Raw genomic sequence first — 19,008 nt, 5'->3', positions numbered from 1 at the left:
TCCCGCAATCCACAGGCTCGCAGCCATTTCGCCAAACGCTTACCCGGCGTACATTAAACCCATCTCAGGCGGCTACCGATTGCCAAGTCGAAAGGCAAAGCGAAACGGCAGATTTCCTGAGGCCCGTACGGCCCCGAACGCAGGCTTGCCTGTTTTGAGGACCGAGACTACGGGGCCGCGGAAAGCGTGCGAACGCCTACGGCGGACCGATGCTGCCATGAAGGACGGCAAAAACCTTCGATGGCGCGCTGGACGAAGCTTGCAAGGGTGGAGACTGGCGAGGTCCCGAACGGACGCTGCCCTCGGGCGGTGGCTGGCAGGACCGTCAACATCAAGGCCGGCATGGCGCGACGTCTTTACGGAAGTTGCTGCCGCGACCGTGTCCTGATCTGACAGGGAGGCGCTGGGAGAAATCCCGGCGCCGACTGTTTTTTGGGCTTCTTTCGCGATTTGACTGCCTGTCTCACGCGGTTCGACCGGAGCGAAGCTTCCTGGTGTTGATTCAGAAGCTGACAGCAGACCTCTAGTTCGAACACCTAGCTGTCGGCGAACTGGCGGCCAAGATACTCAGGGCTAACCCGCCGCCGCGTCCGTTGCGCCGATCTTGCGCACCAGCGCCGCCGTCGCCAGCATCGCCCCGATGTCGGCGATGATAGGCGCGACATGCTTGGCGTAGTCGAGCGCCACCGAGATATCAGGCAGCTCGAAAAAATTCCTCGTCTGCGGCAGGAGTAAAAAGCCGTCGCTGCCATTGAGCGCGACCCGCGCCGGATCATCAGGCCATGTCTCCTTGAGCCATGTCAGTGCCTGCGCCAGCCGGCCGCTCACCAGCGGGTGCGCCGCTTCGACATTGTCGGTGCGGAAGTCGTAGGCAGCATCGAGCTCGGGCACCCCGCATGACAATTCCTGCATCTTGCTGGCGAACATGCCGCGGAAAAACCCGGCGGCCATGTCAGTCCGGCGGGCGGCCACCAATATGCCGGGGAACGGCACCATGGTCTCGAAGGCAACGACGATCCCCTTGAATGCTATCGTGCCGCCGGTGCCTTGCCGGAGATCGGCTTCATAAAGCTCGAACGGAAATCCCTCGTAGCGGCCGGAGACGATGTCGTCGAAGCGCTTGGTGTTGAATGTGCCGATCGTCTCGCGCGGCAGCCGGTCGAACGAATTCGGCGTCACCTCATGCTGGTAGCGCAGGTCCCTGATGAAGCCGAAGATGATCGGCAGCAGTGTCTTGCGGTGCTGCAACCTGCTCGTCGGCTTGATCGCCTGGAAATAGAGCAGGATCGCCGCCACCAACCCGACGACATAGAGCAACACATGCGGCGTCGAGAGCCATTGCTCGTAGGGATCGGCGATCCTGTTGAAAAGCCAGGCGACAAGCGCCACGAACACCAGCACCAGTCCGATGAACAGCGGCACCCGCCAGCGGACTTGCCGGTAGGCCGAAGCCCTTTCGGCCTCGTAGGCCGCCAGATTGCTCTTGATGCCGGCGATGTCAGCTTCGTCAGGCATGAAATCCGCTGTTTCCATCGCCATCCCACCGTCGAAATGATCGAACACCCAGCTTGGACAATAGCCGATTTTGCGGAAAGTCGCGCGACTACAGCGTTGGGATGGTGGTGAGCCCACACGATTTATCCGAGCCATCAGTCAACTGTGGCCATCAATTCCCGTTACCAAAAACCGCAACGAAACGGTTCGTAACGTTTTGCCTTAATACGCCCTCCAGCGCCTCGACGGGAACCAGATGCTCATGGTCGCCGGCGCGCAGCCGCATGAAGGGATGCAGCCGGTAGGCGGCAATGGCGCCACGCGTGCCGGCGTCGGCGCTGATATCGACGGTCAGGATGCTACCGATGCGGCCGGGCCATGGCTGCCGCGCCAAGGCGGTGCCGAGGAAATCGCCGAGCCCATAGGCGACGAGCGCCTTGCCGATCCGCTCCACCGGCTGCACGACATGGGCATGATGGCCAGCGATCAGCCCGACGCCCTGCGTGGCCAAACGCCGGGCCAGCGCCCTCGTTTCAGCCTGTGGAAAATGCCGGAATTCCCAATCCCAATGTGGCACGGCACAGGTGAGGTCGACGGCGGCGCGGCGCGGCCATCGTGCCGGCTCGCCTTGCGTCGACACACGGCCGGCGAACGCCGCCGCGCCGGCGTTGCGCCACAGCGTGAAGGCGGCAAAGCCTATTGTCAGCGGCCCGACTGCGACGCGTTCGACCGGACCGGCGGCCGCGGTACCGATGCTGCGGATGCCAAGCCGTTCCAGCGCTGCCACGGTCTCGTCAAAACCCTCGACGCCCTGGTCGAGCACATGGTTGTTGGCGAGCGACAGCACCAGCCTATCGCGCGAGACGCCGACGGCGGCCAGCGCCTCGGCAAGAAACCGCTCGGTCATGGCATGACGGGTGCCAAGCTTCGTGCCCATCGCCGCGCTCGGTCGCTCCACCACCGGGCTTTCGCAATTGCCGATCACCAGATCGGCGGAGCCGAGCAGCGTGGCGATCGCCGGGTCGCATTGCGGCGCGCTGCGATTGGCCACCGCCGAGATATCGCCGACAAAGGCGAACCGCACCGTCCGCGCCGGTGGCGGCTCGATCATGATTCCTGCCGCTGGCGCAAAGCCTTGGCGATCGCCGCTGAGCGAAGGCTTCAAGAAGCGTGGCAGCCAGGACAGTTTGTAGGAAAGCGGATAATTCGACACGCGCAGCCTGCACCGGGATGAATGGCCACGGTAGACGATGCGCCCGATATAGCGAAGCGCCTCCGTTCGCAATCGTGCGGCCAGATGCCCCGCAGTAGGCGCAACACACAAGATGCGTATATGGTTGCCGCCGAACGGCATACCGGAGGACCAAGATGACGCGATTTCCGAGCCTGCTGGCATCCGCCCTTCTTCTGCTGCTGCCGGCTGCTTCCGCCGGTGCCGCGGCCCGCGAACCGGCCGCCCTGTTCGAGGCAAAAACCGTGGCCGACCGCGACAGCACGCTTGCCGCGCTGGAAGCCGCTGCGCCCACTGATCCTGCGTCGGCCTACGCCGCCGGCGCCGGCCAATTCTTTTCCGCGCTGGAGATCCTGGCCGGCGGCCTGCACCGCCACGGTTTCGAAAGCCCGCAATCCTTCATGCTGCCGCTGATGCGGCTGCCGGTGCCGGACAATTCCAATCCCGAGCCGCTGACCTACGACGGCTTCCGCGCCATCCTGGTCGCCTTCCGCGATCGGCTGGAAAAGTCCGCCGCCACACTTGGATCCGTGCCTGCCGATGCCGACATCGGCATCGAGGTCGACCTCACCCGTCTCGGCATCGACCTCGACGAGGACGGCCAGATCGCGCTGGACGAAAGTGCCGCCGCAATTATGGCGTCCCTGTCACGCGGCGGTGCGCCAGACCCGGCCGCACCCGCCCTCACCTTCCGCTTCGACCGCTCCGACGGCTATTGGCTGCAGGGCTATGCCGAATTCCTGATGGCGTAGGCGGATTTCTGGCTGGCGCATGACTTCAGCAACGCCTTCGACGGCTCGTTCCACATGCTGTTTCCGCGCGCAAAACTGCCGCTGCAGGACACGCTCGTGCCGCCGGACGGCGGCATGAGCGGCGGCATGTTGTCGGCCGAGTGGCGCATCGCAGACTTCATCTCGCTGGTTCATCTGGTCAATTGGCCGGTGGTCGAGCCGGAGCGCCGCCAGGCGGCGCGCCGCCACCTCATGGAAATGATCCGGCTGTCCCGCGAAGACTGGAAGGCGATCCGCGCCGAGACCGACAACGACCGTGAATGGCTGCCCGGCCCGCAACAGAAAGGCGCCAGCCCGCTCACCGGCCTGGAGGTCGGCGAGGAGCAGGTCCAGGCCTGGCACGCCGCGCTTGATATGGCCGAGGACCTGCTCGAAGGCCGCACCTTGCTGCCGCATTTCCGCTTCGCCGACAAAGGCATCAACATGAAGCGCTTCTTCGACGAGCCAAAGCCCTTCGACCTGGTGCTGTCGATCACCGGCCCGGCCATCGCGCCCTATCTCGAGAGCGGAAAGATCCTAACCAGCGAAGAGTTCGACCAGATCCGGCGCCAGTTCGGCGGCGCCGGGTTTTTGACCTTTGCGCTGTGGTTCAACTGAGGGCGTTTCGACATCGCTCCTGACACCCTTGTGTCAGCAGCCTGGTTTCGTCTCGAACCGCGCGCCACTCCGCTCTTTCCATTTTGGCCGATACCTCCCATATTTGGGGCATGGCCAAACTTCCTGACAAAAAGACGCCGCCGCCGGCGCGTGACGATCGTGCTTCGCCGCCCAAGCGGCGCAGCCCGTTGACCGATTTCCTCGATGCGTCCGAGCCGCTGCACAAGCGCGGTTTTGCCGAGGCGCCGCAGGCTGAATTGTCAGGCACGCCGCTGACCGGCTCGATCGCCGATTGGGCCGAGCAGATCGAGCAGGAGGCCGAAAAGGAAGGGCGCCAAGTCTCCCCCCTTGAGGGGGAGATGTCGCCGAAGGCGACAGAGGGGGTCGGCAAAGGAAGCGCCCAACATAAGGCATCGTCGAGCCCGGCCGCACCGACCCCACCCGGCGGCTCCGCCGCCACCCTCCCCTCAAGGGGGAGGGAAGTCGCCAAGGCGAAAAAGATCCCCGAACGCTCCTCCTCTCCGGGCCGCACGGCGCGAGGCACCTCGATGGGCGGCGCGGCGTCTGCCAGGGAGCGCACTGCGGCTGGCCTCAATCCTGTCGCCGGCCTCGATGTTTCGCTGGAGGAAGCCGAGACCATGGCCTCCGGCGGCGTCACCGCCACCGTTGCGGCGCTGTCGGCGCTGATCGAATCCGGCAACCCGCTGCACAAGGACGGCGTGCTGTGGACACCGCACCGCCCGGCCCGGCCCGAAAAATCCGAAGGCGGCATCGCCATCAAGATGGTGTCGGATTTCGAGCCGGCCGGCGACCAGCCGACGGCGATCAAGGATCTTGTCGAAGGCGTCAACGACAACGACCGCACCCAGGTGCTGCTCGGCGTCACCGGCTCGGGAAAAACCTTCACCATGGCCAAGGTGATCGAGGAGACGCAGCGCCCTGCCTTGATCCTCGCCCCCAACAAGACGCTGGCCGCGCAGCTTTATTCCGAGTTCAAGAAATTCTTTCCGGAAAACGCCGTCGAGTATTTCGTCTCCTACTACGACTACTACCAGCCGGAAGCCTATGTGCCGCGGACGGATACCTTTATCGAAAAGGAATCGTCGATCAACGAGCAGATCGACCGCATGCGCCATTCGGCGACGCGCTCGCTGCTGGAGCGCGACGATGTCATCATCGTCGCCTCGGTGTCCTGCATCTACGGTATCGGCTCGGTCGAGACCTACACGGCGATGACCTTCCAGATGCAGATCGGCGACCGGCTCGACCAGCGCGCGCTGCTCGCCGATCTCGTCGCCCAGCAGTACAAGCGGCAGGACATCAACTTCGTCCGCGGCTCGTTCCGCGTGCGCGGCGACACGATCGAGATTTTTCCGGCCCACCTTGAGGACCGCGCCTGGCGCATTTCGCTGTTCGGCGACGAGATCGAGGCGATCACCGAATTCGACCCGCTGACCGGCCAGAAGACCGGCGAATTGAAGAGCGTCAAGATCTATGCCAATTCGCACTATGTGACGCCGCGCCCGACACTGAACCAGGCCATCAAGTCGATCAAGGAAGAGCTCAAGCAGCGGCTGGTGGAACTCGAACGGGCAGGACGCCTGCTCGAGGCGCAGCGGCTGGAGCAGCGCTGCCGATTCGACCTCGAGATGCTGGAAGCCACCGGCTCCTGCGCCGGCATCGAGAACTATTCGCGCTATCTCACCGGCCGCCATCCGGGCGATCCGCCGCCGACCCTGTTCGAGTACATCCCCGACAATGCGCTGGTCTTCATTGACGAAAGCCACGTCACCGTGCCGCAGATCGGCGGCATGTATCGCGGCGACTTTCGCCGCAAGGCGACGCTGGCCGAGTACGGTTTCCGTCTGCCGTCCTGCATGGATAACCGGCCGCTGCGCTTCGAGGAGTGGGACGCCATGCGCCCACTTTCGGTCGCGGTTTCGGCGACGCCCGGCGCCTGGGAGATGGAGCAGTCCGGCGGCGTCTTTGCCGAGCAGGTCATCCGCCCGACCGGCCTGATCGACCCGCCGGTCGAGGTGCGCCCGGCCAAGACCCAGGTCGACGACGTCGTCGGCGAAATCCGCGAAACGACAAAAGCCGGCTACCGCACGCTGGTCACCGTGCTGACCAAGCGCATGGCCGAGGACCTGACCGAATATCTGCACGAGCAGGGCATTCGCGTCCGCTACATGCACTCCGACATCGACACGCTGGAGCGCATCGAGATCCTGCGCGACCTGCGCCTCGGCGCCTTCGACGTGCTGGTCGGCATCAATCTTTTGCGCGAAGGCCTCGACATCCCCGAATGCGGCTTCGTCGCCATTCTCGATGCCGACAAGGAGGGTTTTTTGCGCTCCGAAACCTCGCTGATTCAGACCATCGGCCGCGCCGCGCGCAATGTCGACGGCAAGGTCATCCTCTACGCCGACCAGGTCACCGGCTCGATGGAGCGGGCGATGGCCGAGACCAACCGCCGTCGCGAAAAGCAGATGGAGTGGAACGCGGCCAATGGCATCACGCCGGAATCGGTCAAGTCGCGCATCTCCGACATCCTGGACTCGGTCTACGAGAAGGACCACGTCCGCGCCGACATCTCGCAGTTCACCGACAGCGCCGGCGCGATGATGGGCAACAATCTGAAAGCCCATCTCGACGCGATGGACAAGCAGATGCGCGACGCAGCCGCCAATCTCGATTTCGAGAAGGCGGCCCGCATCCGCGACGAGATCAAGCGGCTGCGCGAGATGGAACTGTCCATCTCCGACGATCCGCTGGCCAAATATGCCGACATGGAAAGCCCGGTTTCGGGCCGCGAAAAGGGCAAGCACAACAAGGGCCGCGCCATCCACCGCACGGTGGATGACGACGGCAAGGGGCTGTTCCGCAAGCCCGCGCTCGACGAGATGGGCGCCGACGGGGCCGTGCCGGTCAAGAAGCCGCTATTCGCCAAGCCTTCGCTCGATGCGATGGGTCCGGGCACCGACATGCCGACGCCCGCCGGGGCGGTGTCACGCTCGCTGTTCAAGAAACAGTCGGCCGAAGAGGCGCACGGCTCCGATTTCGGCATCCCCGGCGAGCCGACCAAGCCGCTGTTCAAGAAGAACTCGCTCGATGAAATGACGGTGCGACGGACTGAAAAGCCAGTTGAGGGCAAAGTGCCGGCCAAGCCACAGCCGATCTCCCGCCAAACGGGCGCGGAGGAACGCGACGATTCGGCCAAACCAGTTATCCGCCAGCGCGCTGGCATCGGCTCTTACGAGGATCCGGCCGATGCCCGCCGTGAAAAGCGCCGACCCGGCAAGACCGGCCGGCCGGGACGGTAGCGTTCCTTCGCACCCCCCTCTGTCCTGCCGGACATCTCCCCCACAAGGGGGGAGATTAGCAACTTCAGCGCTTAGCTCACTTTTACACGCCCCCTTGCCATCGGCCCCTCCCCTGGTGTAGCCAGTTCTACAACTCGAACGTCTTGAAAGGAGGGCTGCGTGTTGTTTTCCCACCACCGTCAGCGCGGCCCTGCCCCTGCCCTGCGAGCTTGCTTGCAGGGCTGACCAGAGACGGTCCGGGTTCTCCCGCTTCGATTTTCTTGGTCTGCCCTTCGTGGTGCCGCAACGCCGAGCCTGCTGGCCTGCCTGCGCACCGTCAAAGTGCATCGAACCGGACCTTTATTCCGGGCAGACCAGAGAAACCAACATGGCCCTGATCAGCCTCAAGTCCCTCGGCGTCACCATGAGTGCGCCGCTCTTCTCCAACCTTGATCTCAGCATCGGCACCGGCGACCGGCTCGGCATCGTCGCCGCCAACGGCCGCGGCAAGTCCACCTTGCTGAAATGCCTGACCGGCGAGGTGGAGCCAACAGCAGGCGACATCACCCGCACGCGCGGCCTGCGCGTCGGCTATGTCGAGCAAGCCGTTCCCGCAGCACTGGCCGAGCATGGCTTTCAGCAGATGGTGGCCGACGCCTTGCCGGCCGAGCAGGCCGAAAGCGAGCAATGGCGCGTCGATGTCGTTCTCGATTCACTCGACGTGCCGCAGCCGATGCGCGAGCGGCCGATGCGGGCCTTGAGCGGCGGCTGGCAAAGGCTGGCGCTGATCGCACGCGTCTGGGTCACCGATCCCGATGTCCTGCTTCTCGACGAGCCGACCAACCATCTCGACCTCGCCAAGATCAGCCAGCTCGAAACCTGGCTGAACGCACTGCCGCGCGAGGCGCCGGTGGTGATCGCCAGCCACGATCGGGCGTTCCTCGACGCAACGACCAACCGGACGCTGTTCCTGCGCCCCGAACAGTCGCCGGTATTTTCGTTGCCCTATTCGCGGGCACGCGATGCGTTGAGCGAAGTCGACGCCTCGACCGAGCGCAAGTTCCAGCGCGACATGAAGGTGGCGCAGCAATTGCGCCGGCAGGCGGCCAAGCTCAACAACATCGGCATCAATTCGGGCAGCGACCTTTTGACGGTCAAGACCAAGCAGCTCAACCAGCGCGCCCAGCGCCTCGAAGAGGTCGCAGCGCCGGCGCACCGCGAAAAATCGGCGGGCGCGATAAGGCTCGCCAATCGCGGCACCCATGCCAAGGTGCTGATCACGCTTGACGACGTGGCGGTCGAAACGCCTGACGGCACGCTGCTGTTCAGGACCGGCAAGCGCCACATCTGCCAGGGCGACCGCATCGTGCTGCTCGGCCGCAACGGCGTCGGCAAGTCGCGGCTGATCAGCCTGATCAGAAATGCCGTCGTCGAGCCAGAGAAGGCAACACAAGGCGTGAAGGTGACTCCGTCGACGGTGCTCGGCTACAGCGACCAGGCATTGTCGGGCATCAGCGGCGACGACACGCCGCTGGCGATGCTCTCGCGCAGATTCGACGTCGGCGAGCAGCGCGCCCGCTCGCTGCTGGCGGGCGCAGGCGTCGGCATCGACATGCAGGAGCGCAGGATCGGCGTGCTGTCGGGCGGACAGAAGGCGCGGCTGATGATGCTAGCGCTGAGGCTCGCCAATCCCAATTTCTACCTGCTCGACGAGCCGACCAACCATCTCGACATCGACGGCCAGGAAGCGCTGGAGGCAGAATTGCTCGGCCATCAGGCGAGTTGCGTGCTGGCATCGCACGACCGCTCCTTCATCAGGGCGATCGGCAACCGTTTCTGGCTGATCGAGAAGCGGCGGCTGGCCGAGATCGACAGCCCGGAAGACTTCTTCCGATCGGTGGCAGAAGCGGGCGGTTGAAGCTTTGCGGCAAAAAAATCCGACGCTCTGTCGGATCATGGCCGCGTGCCACGTCCTTGGGATGCCGACACGGTGATGCCGGCGCCAATCGAGGAGAGAGCATCATGTCCATTCTGTCATCCGTAGGTCGCATCGCGACCCGTTACTCGGCGGCTCGCGCCCGCTACCGCAGCGAGCGCGCCCTGCTTTCATTGCCGATCGAACTGCGCAAGGACATCGGCTGGCCGGAGATCGTCGTCGACGCGCAAAACAGCCGCCGGATTGCAATCTCCTTGTCCGAGGCAAGATGATAAGTTGAAGAGACCAACCGGCCGCAGCGGCGCCGTCATAAGCCTTGCGCGTCGCCCAGGGTCACTCCAACCGCCGACGGCCCGGCGCATCTGGTCCCGGCATTAAAAAAAGCATCTGACGTGTAGGATCGCCGCCGCTTCATTCGTCCTGTGGTCCGCAAGGTCAAACCAAACGCAGAGAGGAGCAAAAAGATGAACGACCAGCCCCAAACCCAGCCTAAAGCGAAAGTCCTCGGCGGATTGACGCCCTACCTTCAACTGGACGGCGCCTTCAAGGCTTCGGAATTCTATCAGAAGGCGTTCGGCGCCGAGCAGGTGTTCTTCTACCCGCCGGACGAGCAGGGCCGGACGATGCACATCCATCTCCACATCAACGGTTCGACCTTGATGATTTCCGACTTCTATCCCGAGCACGGAATGGCCCCGGTGAAGCCGCAGGGCTTCACCATGCAGCTGCATCTCGGCAGCGACGACATCGACGCCTGGTGGCAGCGCGCCATCGATGCCGGTTGCAAGGTCGGCACGCCGCTGCAGGTGATGTTCTGGGGCGATCGCTGGGGTCAGTTGACTGATCCCTTCGGCGTGGAGTGGGCGATGAACGCGCCAGTAAAGGCGGCGTAGCGCCACCGTTTCTTCCTTCTCCCCTTGTGGGAGAAGGTGGATCGGCGCGCAGCGCCGAGACGGATGAGGGGTGCTGGAAGAAACGAGACGTTGGTGTTTCCCTGGAACACCCCTCATCCGACCGAGCTTCGCTCGGCCACCTTCTCCCACAAGGGGAGAAGGAAAATCCAACAAGGAGAACCCACAATGTCCTATGTTGATGGTTTCGTTCTCGCCGTACCCAAGGCGAATCTCGATGCCTACAAGAAAATGGCGCAGCTGGGCGGCACCGTCTGGATGGAGCATGGCGCGCTCGCCTATGTCGAGTGCATTGGCGACGACGTGCCCTATGGCGAAATGACCTCGTTCCCGCGCGCCGTGCAGGCCAAGGACGACGAGATCGTCGTCTTCTCGTGGGTCGTCTATGAATCGCGGCAGAGCCGCGATGCGGTGATGGCCAAGGTCATGGCCGATGAGCGGCTGAAGTCCGACTGGTCGGCGATGCCGTTCGACGGCAAGCGCATGATCTTCGGCGGCTTTCAGCCCTTCATTGAGTTGTAGGCCCGCATTACGCCAGCCGGTCGAGCAGCGGCTTGAGCCGGTCGCCATAGCGCTTCCACAGATCGACCGAGCCCTGGTACATCGGCTGGCGCACCTGCGCCGCCGACGCCGTGCGGACCGGCCGATCGGTCTCGTGGAACGACAGCACTGCATCGTCCCATGGCAGGCCGAGATAGGCGATCAGCGCCCGCGTCTGCCCTTCCTGGTCGGCGACGAAATCCTCGTAGCGCACATCATGCACGACATCAGGCAGAACGGTGCGCCAATGCGCCATGATGTCGGTGTAGAGATTGTGGAAATCGGCAAGCTCGCCGAGGTCGTAGCCGTAGCGGTGGCTGTCGCCACGGAAATGCACCTTGTAGATCGACAGGCAGGTCGCCGCCGCGTCGCGGGCGCAATGGATGATCTTGGCCTTGGGCAGCATCAGATGAATGAAGCCGACCAAAAGGAAATTGCCGGGCATCTTGTCGGTGACATGCCGGAAACCCGGATAGCGGGCGTGCAGCAGGTCCAGATAGGCCTGGCCTGCCTCGGCAAAGGCTTTGTCGGGCAGGTCAGCGATCCCGCTGGGGAAACCTCCCTTCATACCAGGCGGAAACTGTTTTCCCACCGCCGTCTTCAATATGCCGAGCTCGCCCGCGCCATAGACCTGCGGATGGCTGGCGATGATCTGCTCGACCAGCGTGGTGCCGGAGCGCGGCATGCCGACGACGAAGATCGGCGTGTCGTCGGCAATCCCGCTCGGTCTGTGCTTGTCGAAGAAGGCCTTGTCGAACACCGCCTTCATCGTTTCGAATTCGGCGCGTGTCTTGTCCGCATCATAGTCGATGCCCATGCGGCGGATGGCATTGCCTTCGGCGAAATAATCGAAGGCACGGCCATAATCCTTGAGGTCGTCATTGGCCTTGCCGAGGCCGAACGAAAGCTGCATACGCGCCAGGCTGCCTTCCGGCGCCTTGGCGTGCTGCGCCTCCATCCCGGCAAGCTCGGCGTCGCGCTCCTGCTGGCGCTTGACCTGGGTGAGCATCAGCCAGGCCCTGGCCACGCCGGGATCGACCGCCAGCGCCTGCCGGAAATGCTCCGCTGCCTCTGCGAGGCTGCCCTTCTCCATCAGCCCGACGCCCAGACCGTGCAGCAGGTCGGCGTCCTTCGGCCGAATTGCCAATGCTTCGCGGAAGACGGCGAGCGCCTCGTCGAGCCGCCCAGCCTCCTGCAGCGTTTCGGCAAGCCCGATGCGGGCGCGGACATGGAACGGGTTGCGGCCGATGGTGCCGCGATAGATCTCCTCCGCGCCCTCGAACTGGCCGAGTTGCTTCAGCGAGGAGCCGAGATTGTCGCGCGCCGCGAGTTGCTCCGGCCGGATTGCCACCGCGCCACGGAAGAAATCGACGGCTGCACCGACACGGCCGAGGTCGCGCATCACCGTGCCGAGATTGTTGAGGAAATCTGGATTCTTGGGTTGCAGGCGCACCGACTGCTCGAGGAGATCAAGTCCTTCGGCGCTACGCCCGGTCTGGTGCAGCAGCAAACCGAGGAAATGTGCTGCCGCCGCATGATTGGCCTTTTGCGCCAGCACCTGCCGGTAGAGCATCTCGGCTTCCTGCCGGCGCCCCGCCTGATGCAATTGCAGTGCCTGCTGCACGCGCTGGTCGAGCCCCAGCGGCGGCTGTCCGCCTGAGCCGAAATTGCCGCCCGCGCCTGCCGGTCTTCTCGGATCTCTGTTGATGGGAAACCTGCCGTGTTTTGTCCGCCTGCCGCGATCTAGGCCATCGGCGCGGCAGGTTCAAGGGTTCTCAGGCCAGCTTGCCGGAAATCCTTGGTTCATGGCCCGGCCAGGTCAGATCAGGCGGTTGGTCTCCGCAACCTGTCTGGCCCGCCGCAGCGTGCCGTCGGTATCGGCGATCCTGCGCCTGGCTGCCTCGTCACTTCGTATCGTCAGCCGTGCCGACACGACTTTCGCAGGCCCGGCGATCTGCTTGACAATCGGCTTGATGGTTACGGTCGTACCATCAGGTGTTTTCACGGAAAACATGATTTTTCCTTTCAGATGTAAATAAAAATCGATGCCGGGATGAATTTTTCCGGCACAATCTCAAACAATTCTTGTGAAGTTTCCGGACCGTATCACCATTTCCCAAATAGCCCTAGAAAAGTAAATTTACGACGAGGTCGGCGACGGGCGGGAATCTTCTTGAATAAACCGCATTTTGGGATTAATGAATTGAGATCGTTTTTTGGGCCAAGCTTGGCATCTCGCGGCGTCAGAAGTTCTCGACCCGCCAAACTCATTCCAGATCGCCGATACCCAAATTGCCGATACCCAAATTGCCGAACAGGGACCCACGACCTTAAGTCCCGGTGCCGCGAAGCGGGCACCACCCTATCGGATCCAAGACGACACTTCGAGGCACGAGAATGTCTGGCCGAACTACCCATTCCATCGCGCATTTCGAGGCACCCTTCATGATTGGCGGCCTGGACGGACAATTGCCGGCCGGCGACTACGACATCGACCACGATGAGGAGCTTGTCGATGGCATCTCGTGGCTTGCCTGGCGCCGTGTCGCCACTTTCATCCATTTGCCGGCGAGAACGGTGAAAAGCCAGACCAGCCAATTGGTCGCCATCGACTTCGCCGAACTCGAAACCGCGCTGAGGCGCGACCAGGAGAATGCCGCATGATCCGCTTCCAGCAGAACGCGCGCCCGCGCACCGACACGCCTGCGCATCTTTTCGCGATCGGCCAGACCGTTCGCATGAAGAGCCGCACCGGCCTTGTCCAGAAGACCGCCGAGCTGTTCCAGATCAAAAGCAAGCTGCCGGTCAAGGACGGCTCGCCGCAATACCGCATCCGTAGCGACGAGGAGACCCATGAGCGGGTCACCACGGAAGACAATCTCGAAGTGGCCGACGATCCAAACAGCTAGCCATCCATCAACCGTCGCCACCATGTTCACCAATCACGAGGGACCAGGAAATGGCCAAGGGTCAACAGCGCAGCAACCGCGAGACACGCAAGCCCAAGAAGGACAAGACGGCGGCAAAACCGGTCTCCCCCTTCGGCTCGGCTGTGAAGCAGGCGGAAGCCGGTTTGAAACCGAAGTCCAAGGGCTAGCGGCGGACGGATGAGCAGCCCTGCATTCATCCAGCCATCGCGGGCCGGATTAAAGATCACGTAATTTCGAAGCCCTATAAGGTCCGCTGGAACCGGGCCCGATCACGGTTGGCTGCCTGGCGGGCCGCGCGCGAAATCGTCGCTCGCAGCCGAAGGCAGGGAGGCGCACATGGACAGGTCGCGCATCATCGTGACAGCGGTGGTGCTGGCCCTGCTCGGCGCGATAGTGCCCATCGCGGCGATGTTCCACTTTTCATGGGTCCTGGCGGTTCAAGAAGAACACGAGCGGCTGGAGCTGTTCGCCAACCGCGCGATCGCCAGGGCCAGCATATCCCTCATGGATGCAGCCGGCGCGTTGCGGGAGATCGACCGGTTCACCGGCGACCGCTGTTCGGTGGACCACATTGCCCGCATGCGGCGGCTCACCATCAACACGCGCTCGATCGAAGAAATGGGCTATTTCGAAAACGGCCTGCTCAAATGCACATCCTGGGGACCGACCGAGGGACGCGTTACGCAAGCCGCACCGGATTTCACCGCTGCAGACGGCGTTGCCGTCACTGCCCGGATACGGCCCCTGGCCAACCTGGACCATCCGCTGATGGCCCTGCAGTACAAGCGCCATAATGTCCTTATCGACCCCCTGCGCTTTGTCGACATCGTCGTCGATCCCGACGTTCAGCTTGCCCTGGCGACAAACACGGGCGTCCTGCTCAGCGCGCTGAACGGGCCTGATCCTGCCCGCATCGGCAAGATCATCGCCGACCCGGGCAAAGGCCTGGATGACGGTCATCTGTTTGCCGCGGTGCGCGGGACGGACTGGATCGCCGTCGCCACCGAACCGGAAAGCCAGATTGTCGACAGCGTGCGCAGGCGGCAATTGCTGTTGTTTCCCCTCGGCGCTTTCATCGCCGCTTTCATCATCGGCATGGTTGTCTGGCTGTCACGACGGCGGCTGTCGCCGCTTGGAGAATTACAGATTGCCGTGCGCAAGCACGAGTTTATCGTCCACTATCAGCCGATCGTCGCGCTCAGGACAGGCAATTGCGTGGGTGCCGAAGCGCTGGTGCGCTGGAGACGACCCGACGGCACGCTGGTCCGGCCCGATCTTTTCGTCCCGCTGGCCGAAGAGAGCGGCCTGATCGCGGCAATCACCGACCAGATCATCGCCCTTGTTGTTTTGGACCTGAAAAAACTTCTTATCGCCAATCGTTCGCTCCACATCGCGATCAATCTCAGCCCGGCCGACGTCAGAACGGCAAGGGTCCTTCCGGTCATCGAAAAGGCCCTGCAGCACACCGGAATTCAGCCTCGGCAGATCTGGCTGGAGGCGACGGAGCGCGGTTTCGTCGACGTCGATTCAGCGCGTTCGACCGTCATTCGCGCCCGCGAGCTTGGCCATGCGGTCGCAATCGACGACTTCGGCACAGGTTATTCGAGCCTGTCCCATCTCGAGGGCCTGCCGCTCGATGCGCTGAAGATCGATAAGTCGTTCATCGACACGATCGCTACGGATTCCGCCACCAGTTCCGTCACGCCGCATATCATCGACATGGCCAAGACGCTGAAGCTGAAGATCATTGCCGAGGGCGTGGAGACGCAGGCACAGGTCGACTACCTGATGGAACGCGATGTCGACTATGGTCAGGGTTGGTTGTTTGCCAAACCTATGCCCGCGGCCGAGTTCATCGCCTATTGCCGCAAGGCCAGGCCGCCGACGTAGAAGCAAGAGCCGCCAGCTGCCCTCGCGCGGCTGCGCCCAGTTGATGGATGAGCCTCCCCGCCCGGAGACGGGGAGGAAACCAGCCTCTCAGCAGGGACCGTCGTCGACGATGCGATAGTCGGCGGCGCGAGCCTCGCAGGCGTTGGGGAAGGTGCGCAACGCGCTGCCGCGGCGGGCGCAGACCGGGCGGTATTCGCGCGTGCAGAATGTCTGCTCTCCATCACCGCCACCGTCGCGGCACTGGCCGTCGCTGATGATGCGATATCCGGCCCGCTCGGCAAGGCAGGCATTGGCGAAGGTCTGGCGGTCGCCACCGCGCCGCGCGCAGACCGGATCATATTGTCTGGTGCAATATTGCGGCTCGGGCCGAGGCGGGCGGTAGCCCGGTCCGTCCTCCTCCACCACCACCGCGGTACAGGCTGCAAGAACTGCCGACAGCAACAGGATGGCAAAACCCTGTCGCGAGAAGATTGCCGCAGGAAATTTCATCACCAGACCTCCCTCTAGCCCCCGCTCGAATGCATGTCACCCAAAAGCATGCCCACGGGGCTCTGACCCGAGGGTGCGAAGCGGTTTGGGACAACGGCATGCGCAAAAGATGCAAAATGCGCCTACACGCCAAGCCGATCCTCGCCATTCCACCCGCCGAATGCAACCCCTGTTTGCAGGCTCCCAGCAGGCTGGACCATGCGTGGCCGGGCTATGGCCGATGACCACCGGGCGAGCACCCCCGCTTTGTCGATGCCATGTGTGCGAAGGCGTCCATGAGCGGCCGTTGGCGCTACCTTGCAACCACCGCGTTTCCGTGCGATAAATTTTGTGTTCGGGCATTTGCGACCCGGAGAGCGGAACGTTTTGGACGACCTTTCCCCGATACTGTGAATCTCTGACGGCCCCGTTTTTCGGCGGGGGGTTTTGACCATGCGCCAATGCATGACTGCCGAAGCAACCACCGGGACTTGCCCACGGCGTCAGGCGGCGGGCAAACCACAAAGACTGACACGGGTGAAGGAGTTTCCCCAATGGCCCAGACCGGCACCGTTAAATTCTTCAACGCTACCAAAGGCTTCGGCTTCATCACGCCAGATGACGGCGCCAAGGATGTGTTCGTCCACATCTCCGCGATCGAGGCTTCGGGCCTGCGCACGCTCGTCGATGGCCAGAAGGTCACGTTCGATGTCGAGCCCGACCGCATGGGCAAGGGACCGAAGGCGGTCAATCTCCGCGCGGACTGAATCGTCGGCGCGCGCACGTCCGCGCGGACGTGCCAGGAATGAGCCCGAGGCCCCTCCAAAGGCCTTGAACCGGCTTTCAGCGCCGGACCCGAGTTTCGAAGGCGCGGCGGTTTCGTCGCGCCTTTTTTCGTGCCAGGGCGGCAAGCCACTGCTCGCAAAACTTTCTCTTGCCGATGGCGCTAAAATAAACGACAAATTTCCACTCGGGCATTTGCCGGCCCGAGACTGGACTTGATGGGATCAAAGGAGCTTCCCATGCCGCAGACCGGCACCGTCAAATTCTTCAATCATGCCAAAGGCTTCGGCTTCATCACGCCGGATGATGGCGCGAAGGATGTCTTCGTCCATATTTCGGCCGTGCAGGCGTCGGGTCTTCCCGGTCTTGAGGATGGGCAGAAGGTAACATTCGACACCGAGCCGGACAAGCGCGGCAAGGGTCCGAAAGCCGTCAACCTGTCGATCGGCTGAGCCGAGTTCGAGACAGCGTCGGACGGTCCGCTGGCGCAGCTCCGCTCGTTGTCGAGCGTACGATATTTGTGCCTTGCGCCATGCCTGATCGATGAATCGACTGGTCCCAGCCCGCCAATTTCGTTCAGCCCCCGTTCAGCCAGGGTCACCTATTAACCTTCGGTAAAGCCGGACCGCATCCCGCAGATTACCTGGGCCGCAGATTACCCGGGCCGGCATGAAGGAGACCGAGATGAACCGAATTTTCAAGACCGCCGTCCTGTCCGCCGCAATTGTTGCAACCACGCTCGCGACCTTGCCGGCGGCCAGCGCTGGTGACTGGCGCCACCGGCACCACCATCGTGGTAATGGCGATGCGATCGCGGCAGGCGTCCTTGGCCTCGCGGCCGGCGCCCTGATCGTTGGTGCGCTCAACAACCCGCAGCCCAGCTATTACGACCCCGGCTATGACGATGATGGTCGCTATCCACGGCCCGCCCCGGTGCGCCGCCACTACGCGGAACCGCGGGTCGTCTACAATGACGGCTATGCCGAGCCATGGACCCGTGGCTGGTATGAATATTGTTCGGATCGCTATCGCTCTTTCAACGGCCGCACCGGCACGTTCACCGGCTATGACGGCGAACAGCATTTCTGCACCGCGAACTGAGGCTTCCCTGCCCCCCAAAAAAGCGCTGTCCGCAAGGACAGCGCTTTTTTTTCGGCGTCATAGGGAAAGGAAAGACCGACGCGCGCCGCGTGAGGCTCCGCAGCCACGACGCGTTTTAGGTTGTTGTTTTATGCATGTCGTTATCGCAAAACCGCTGCACACTTTTGCGCGACATGCATTAGATCAGGAAGGGGTTGCTCCGGCGCTCCTCGCCGAAGCGGCCGCCGGGACCATGGCCGCAGATGAAGCCGATGTCGTCGCCGAGCGGCAGAAGCTTGTCCTTGATCGAGGCGATCAGCGCGGCGTGGTCGCCGCCCGGCAGATCGGTGCGCCCGACCGAGCCGCGAAACAACACGTCGCCAACATGGGCGAACTTCGCAGCACGATTGTAGAAGACGACATGGCCGGGCGCGTGGCCCGGGCAATGAAAGACTTCGAACGCGTGCTGGCCGAACGAGACGGTATCGCCTTCGCCGAGAAAGCGGTCGGGCACGCAGTTGCGCACCGGATCGGTGATGCCGTAGTGTTTCGCCTGGTTCTCGAGATTGGTAAGCAACGGACGGTCGGCCTCATGCGGGCCGATGATCTCGATGCCGAGCGCGTCCTTCAGCTCCATGGCGCCGCCGGCGTGGTCGATGTGACCATGCGTGATCCAGATCGCGCCGGCGTTGATCGCATTGTCCTTGAGCACTGCCAGCACCTTGTCGATGTCGCCGCCGGGATCGACGACGACGCCTTGCCTGTCGTCCATGTCGAAGAGGATGGTGCAGTTTTGCTGGAAGGCCGTGACCGGCACGATGCCGGCGTTGAGCTGACCCATGATCGTCCTTTCGCTGTGTCGCTTCTGATTTAGAGACACACGCGAACGTCGTCCACCGCATCCGGCTGTCGCGACAACGCAAAAATGAAGTGGGGGGGGGGGGGGGGGCCCCCCCCCCCCCCCCCCCAAAAAAAAAAGAAGGGGGGGGGGGGTGGTGGGGGGGGGGGTGAGTTATTTTTTTTTTTTTTTTTTTTTTTTGAAAAAAACAAAGCAC

Annotated in this window: 20 protein-coding genes; 14 read left to right on the top strand and 6 right to left on the bottom strand. The window is 63.1% G+C overall.

Annotated elements, in window-relative coordinates; genetic code table 11:
* Window positions 1-573: 573 nt before the first annotated feature.
* Together AC0L2C_RS03445 and AC0L2C_RS03440 are read right to left on the bottom strand one after the other, a co-directional pair.
* Entirely contained in the window at window positions 574-1,533 is a 960-nt protein-coding gene (locus tag AC0L2C_RS03445) for a hypothetical protein (RefSeq protein WP_473522694.1), read from the bottom strand.
* A gap of 133 nt (window positions 1,534-1,666) precedes the next feature.
* A complete protein-coding gene (locus AC0L2C_RS03440; RefSeq protein ID WP_473522693.1) occupies window positions 1,667-2,707 on the bottom strand; it encodes a CapA family protein in 1,041 nt (346 codons plus the stop codon).
* A 155-nt stretch (window positions 2,708-2,862) separates the two neighbouring features.
* Between AC0L2C_RS03440 and AC0L2C_RS03435 the strand changes: the two genes are divergently transcribed.
* The 7 genes from AC0L2C_RS03435 (at window position 2,863) to AC0L2C_RS03405 (ending at window position 10,784) form a co-directional block, all read left to right on the top strand.
* Window positions 2,863-3,477: a hypothetical protein gene (locus tag AC0L2C_RS03435; protein WP_473522692.1), complete on the top strand. Its 615-nt coding sequence runs from the start codon at window positions 2,863-2,865 to the stop codon at window positions 3,475-3,477.
* A 54-nt stretch (window positions 3,478-3,531) separates the two neighbouring features.
* Window positions 3,532-4,113 carry a hypothetical protein gene (locus tag AC0L2C_RS03430; RefSeq protein ID WP_473522691.1) on the top strand — a complete coding sequence of 194 codons (582 nt, stop codon included), beginning with the start codon at window positions 3,532-3,534 and terminating at the stop codon, window positions 4,111-4,113.
* Window positions 4,114-4,223: 110 nt separating this feature from the next.
* Complete coding sequence (uvrB, locus tag AC0L2C_RS03425) at window positions 4,224-7,436, top strand: excinuclease ABC subunit UvrB (protein WP_473522690.1); 3,213 nt, start codon at window positions 4,224-4,226, stop codon at window positions 7,434-7,436.
* Window positions 7,437-7,803: 367 nt separating this feature from the next.
* Window positions 7,804-9,333 (top strand): ABC-F family ATP-binding cassette domain-containing protein, encoded by a 1,530-nt coding sequence (locus tag AC0L2C_RS03420; protein WP_473522689.1) that lies wholly within the window; start codon window positions 7,804-7,806, stop codon window positions 9,331-9,333.
* Between the two features lie 104 nt (window positions 9,334-9,437).
* A complete protein-coding gene (locus tag AC0L2C_RS03415) occupies window positions 9,438-9,623 on the top strand; it encodes a hypothetical protein (RefSeq protein WP_023799860.1) in 186 nt (61 codons plus the stop codon).
* A 192-nt stretch (window positions 9,624-9,815) separates the two neighbouring features.
* The gene (locus AC0L2C_RS03410) at window positions 9,816-10,244 is read left to right on the top strand and encodes a VOC family protein (RefSeq protein WP_091598521.1); all 429 of its coding nucleotides are present in this window, start codon (window positions 9,816-9,818) and stop codon (window positions 10,242-10,244) included.
* A 186-nt stretch (window positions 10,245-10,430) separates the two neighbouring features.
* Window positions 10,431-10,784: a DUF1428 domain-containing protein gene (locus AC0L2C_RS03405; protein ID WP_023799862.1), complete on the top strand. Its 354-nt coding sequence runs from the start codon at window positions 10,431-10,433 to the stop codon at window positions 10,782-10,784.
* A gap of 7 nt (window positions 10,785-10,791) precedes the next feature.
* Here AC0L2C_RS03405 and AC0L2C_RS03400 read toward each other — a convergent pair whose 3' ends face one another.
* Together AC0L2C_RS03400 and AC0L2C_RS03395 are read right to left on the bottom strand one after the other, a co-directional pair.
* A complete protein-coding gene (locus AC0L2C_RS03400) occupies window positions 10,792-12,426 on the bottom strand; it encodes a tetratricopeptide repeat-containing sulfotransferase family protein (RefSeq protein WP_473522688.1) in 1,635 nt (544 codons plus the stop codon).
* Between the two features lie 195 nt (window positions 12,427-12,621).
* Window positions 12,622-12,816 carry a hypothetical protein gene (locus AC0L2C_RS03395; RefSeq protein ID WP_473522687.1) on the bottom strand — a complete coding sequence of 65 codons (195 nt, stop codon included), beginning with the start codon at window positions 12,814-12,816 and terminating at the stop codon, window positions 12,622-12,624.
* A gap of 383 nt (window positions 12,817-13,199) precedes the next feature.
* Between AC0L2C_RS03395 and AC0L2C_RS03390 the strand changes: the two genes are divergently transcribed.
* From AC0L2C_RS03390 to AC0L2C_RS03375, 4 genes are all read left to right on the top strand, one after another.
* Complete coding sequence (locus tag AC0L2C_RS03390; protein WP_023799865.1) at window positions 13,200-13,466, top strand: hypothetical protein; 267 nt, start codon at window positions 13,200-13,202, stop codon at window positions 13,464-13,466.
* A complete protein-coding gene (locus AC0L2C_RS03385; protein ID WP_077379956.1) occupies window positions 13,463-13,711 on the top strand; it encodes a hypothetical protein in 249 nt (82 codons plus the stop codon). Before AC0L2C_RS03390 ends, AC0L2C_RS03385 begins: the two co-directional genes overlap by 4 nt.
* A gap of 50 nt (window positions 13,712-13,761) precedes the next feature.
* Window positions 13,762-13,899, top strand: a complete 138-nt coding sequence (locus AC0L2C_RS03380) for a hypothetical protein (RefSeq protein WP_167366538.1) — start codon at window positions 13,762-13,764, stop codon at window positions 13,897-13,899.
* A gap of 169 nt (window positions 13,900-14,068) precedes the next feature.
* On the top strand, window positions 14,069-15,622 hold the full coding sequence (locus AC0L2C_RS03375) for an EAL domain-containing protein (RefSeq protein ID WP_473522686.1): 1,554 nt from the start codon (window positions 14,069-14,071) through the stop codon (window positions 15,620-15,622).
* Window positions 15,623-15,709: 87 nt separating this feature from the next.
* Here the strand turns inward: AC0L2C_RS03375 and AC0L2C_RS03370 are convergent, their stop codons facing one another.
* Complete coding sequence (locus tag AC0L2C_RS03370; RefSeq protein ID WP_128177013.1) at window positions 15,710-16,111, bottom strand: Kazal-type serine protease inhibitor family protein; 402 nt, start codon at window positions 16,109-16,111, stop codon at window positions 15,710-15,712.
* Window positions 16,112-16,644: 533 nt separating this feature from the next.
* Here AC0L2C_RS03370 and AC0L2C_RS03365 point away from each other — a divergent pair.
* The 3 genes from AC0L2C_RS03365 (at window position 16,645) to AC0L2C_RS03355 (ending at window position 17,974) form a co-directional block, all read left to right on the top strand.
* Window positions 16,645-16,857, top strand: a complete 213-nt coding sequence (locus tag AC0L2C_RS03365; RefSeq protein ID WP_023799871.1) for a cold-shock protein — start codon at window positions 16,645-16,647, stop codon at window positions 16,855-16,857.
* A gap of 255 nt (window positions 16,858-17,112) precedes the next feature.
* Complete coding sequence (locus AC0L2C_RS03360; protein WP_006202521.1) at window positions 17,113-17,325, top strand: cold-shock protein; 213 nt, start codon at window positions 17,113-17,115, stop codon at window positions 17,323-17,325.
* A 232-nt stretch (window positions 17,326-17,557) separates the two neighbouring features.
* Window positions 17,558-17,974 (top strand): BA14K family protein, encoded by a 417-nt coding sequence (locus AC0L2C_RS03355; RefSeq protein WP_473522788.1) that lies wholly within the window; start codon window positions 17,558-17,560, stop codon window positions 17,972-17,974.
* Window positions 17,975-18,152: 178 nt separating this feature from the next.
* On the opposite strand, the gene AC0L2C_RS03350 is transcribed toward AC0L2C_RS03355, so the two are convergent.
* The gene (locus AC0L2C_RS03350; RefSeq protein WP_473522685.1) at window positions 18,153-18,794 is read right to left on the bottom strand and encodes an MBL fold metallo-hydrolase; all 642 of its coding nucleotides are present in this window, start codon (window positions 18,792-18,794) and stop codon (window positions 18,153-18,155) included.
* Window positions 18,795-19,008: the final 214 nt, after the last annotated feature.

The organism is Mesorhizobium sp. WSM4845, assembly GCF_055811455.1.
Note: the sequence above shows the minus strand (reverse complement) of the source record. Positions and strands in the feature narration are given on the sequence as shown.

Bases quoted from the DNA above. Each gene is read 5' to 3' on its own strand.
- AC0L2C_RS03350 (WP_473522685.1), bottom strand. From the start codon at position 18,794: ATGGGTCAGCTCAACGCCGGCATCGTGCCGGTCACGGCCTTCCAGCAA.
- AC0L2C_RS03375 (WP_473522686.1), top strand. From the start codon at position 14,069: ATGGACAGGTCGCGCATCATCGTGACAGCGGTGGTGCTGGCCCTGCTC.
- AC0L2C_RS03410 (WP_091598521.1), top strand. From the start codon at position 9,816: ATGAACGACCAGCCCCAAACCCAGCCTAAAGCGAAAGTCCTCGGCGGA.
- AC0L2C_RS03360 (WP_006202521.1), top strand. From the start codon at position 17,113: ATGCCGCAGACCGGCACCGTCAAATTCTTCAATCATGCCAAAGGCTTC.
- AC0L2C_RS03415 (WP_023799860.1), top strand. From the start codon at position 9,438: ATGTCCATTCTGTCATCCGTAGGTCGCATCGCGACCCGTTACTCGGCG.
- AC0L2C_RS03435 (WP_473522692.1), top strand. From the start codon at position 2,863: ATGACGCGATTTCCGAGCCTGCTGGCATCCGCCCTTCTTCTGCTGCTG.
- AC0L2C_RS03365 (WP_023799871.1), top strand. From the start codon at position 16,645: ATGGCCCAGACCGGCACCGTTAAATTCTTCAACGCTACCAAAGGCTTC.
- AC0L2C_RS03405 (WP_023799862.1), top strand. From the start codon at position 10,431: ATGTCCTATGTTGATGGTTTCGTTCTCGCCGTACCCAAGGCGAATCTC.
- AC0L2C_RS03445 (WP_473522694.1), bottom strand. From the start codon at position 1,533: ATGGAAACAGCGGATTTCATGCCTGACGAAGCTGACATCGCCGGCATC.
- AC0L2C_RS03370 (WP_128177013.1), bottom strand. From the start codon at position 16,111: ATGAAATTTCCTGCGGCAATCTTCTCGCGACAGGGTTTTGCCATCCTG.
- AC0L2C_RS03395 (WP_473522687.1), bottom strand. From the start codon at position 12,816: ATGTTTTCCGTGAAAACACCTGATGGTACGACCGTAACCATCAAGCCG.
- AC0L2C_RS03390 (WP_023799865.1), top strand. From the start codon at position 13,200: ATGTCTGGCCGAACTACCCATTCCATCGCGCATTTCGAGGCACCCTTC.
- AC0L2C_RS03355 (WP_473522788.1), top strand. From the start codon at position 17,558: ATGAACCGAATTTTCAAGACCGCCGTCCTGTCCGCCGCAATTGTTGCA.
- AC0L2C_RS03380 (WP_167366538.1), top strand. From the start codon at position 13,762: ATGGCCAAGGGTCAACAGCGCAGCAACCGCGAGACACGCAAGCCCAAG.
- AC0L2C_RS03430 (WP_473522691.1), top strand. From the start codon at position 3,532: ATGCTGTTTCCGCGCGCAAAACTGCCGCTGCAGGACACGCTCGTGCCG.
- AC0L2C_RS03420 (WP_473522689.1), top strand. From the start codon at position 7,804: ATGGCCCTGATCAGCCTCAAGTCCCTCGGCGTCACCATGAGTGCGCCG.
- AC0L2C_RS03385 (WP_077379956.1), top strand. From the start codon at position 13,463: ATGATCCGCTTCCAGCAGAACGCGCGCCCGCGCACCGACACGCCTGCG.
- uvrB (WP_473522690.1), top strand. From the start codon at position 4,224: ATGGCCAAACTTCCTGACAAAAAGACGCCGCCGCCGGCGCGTGACGAT.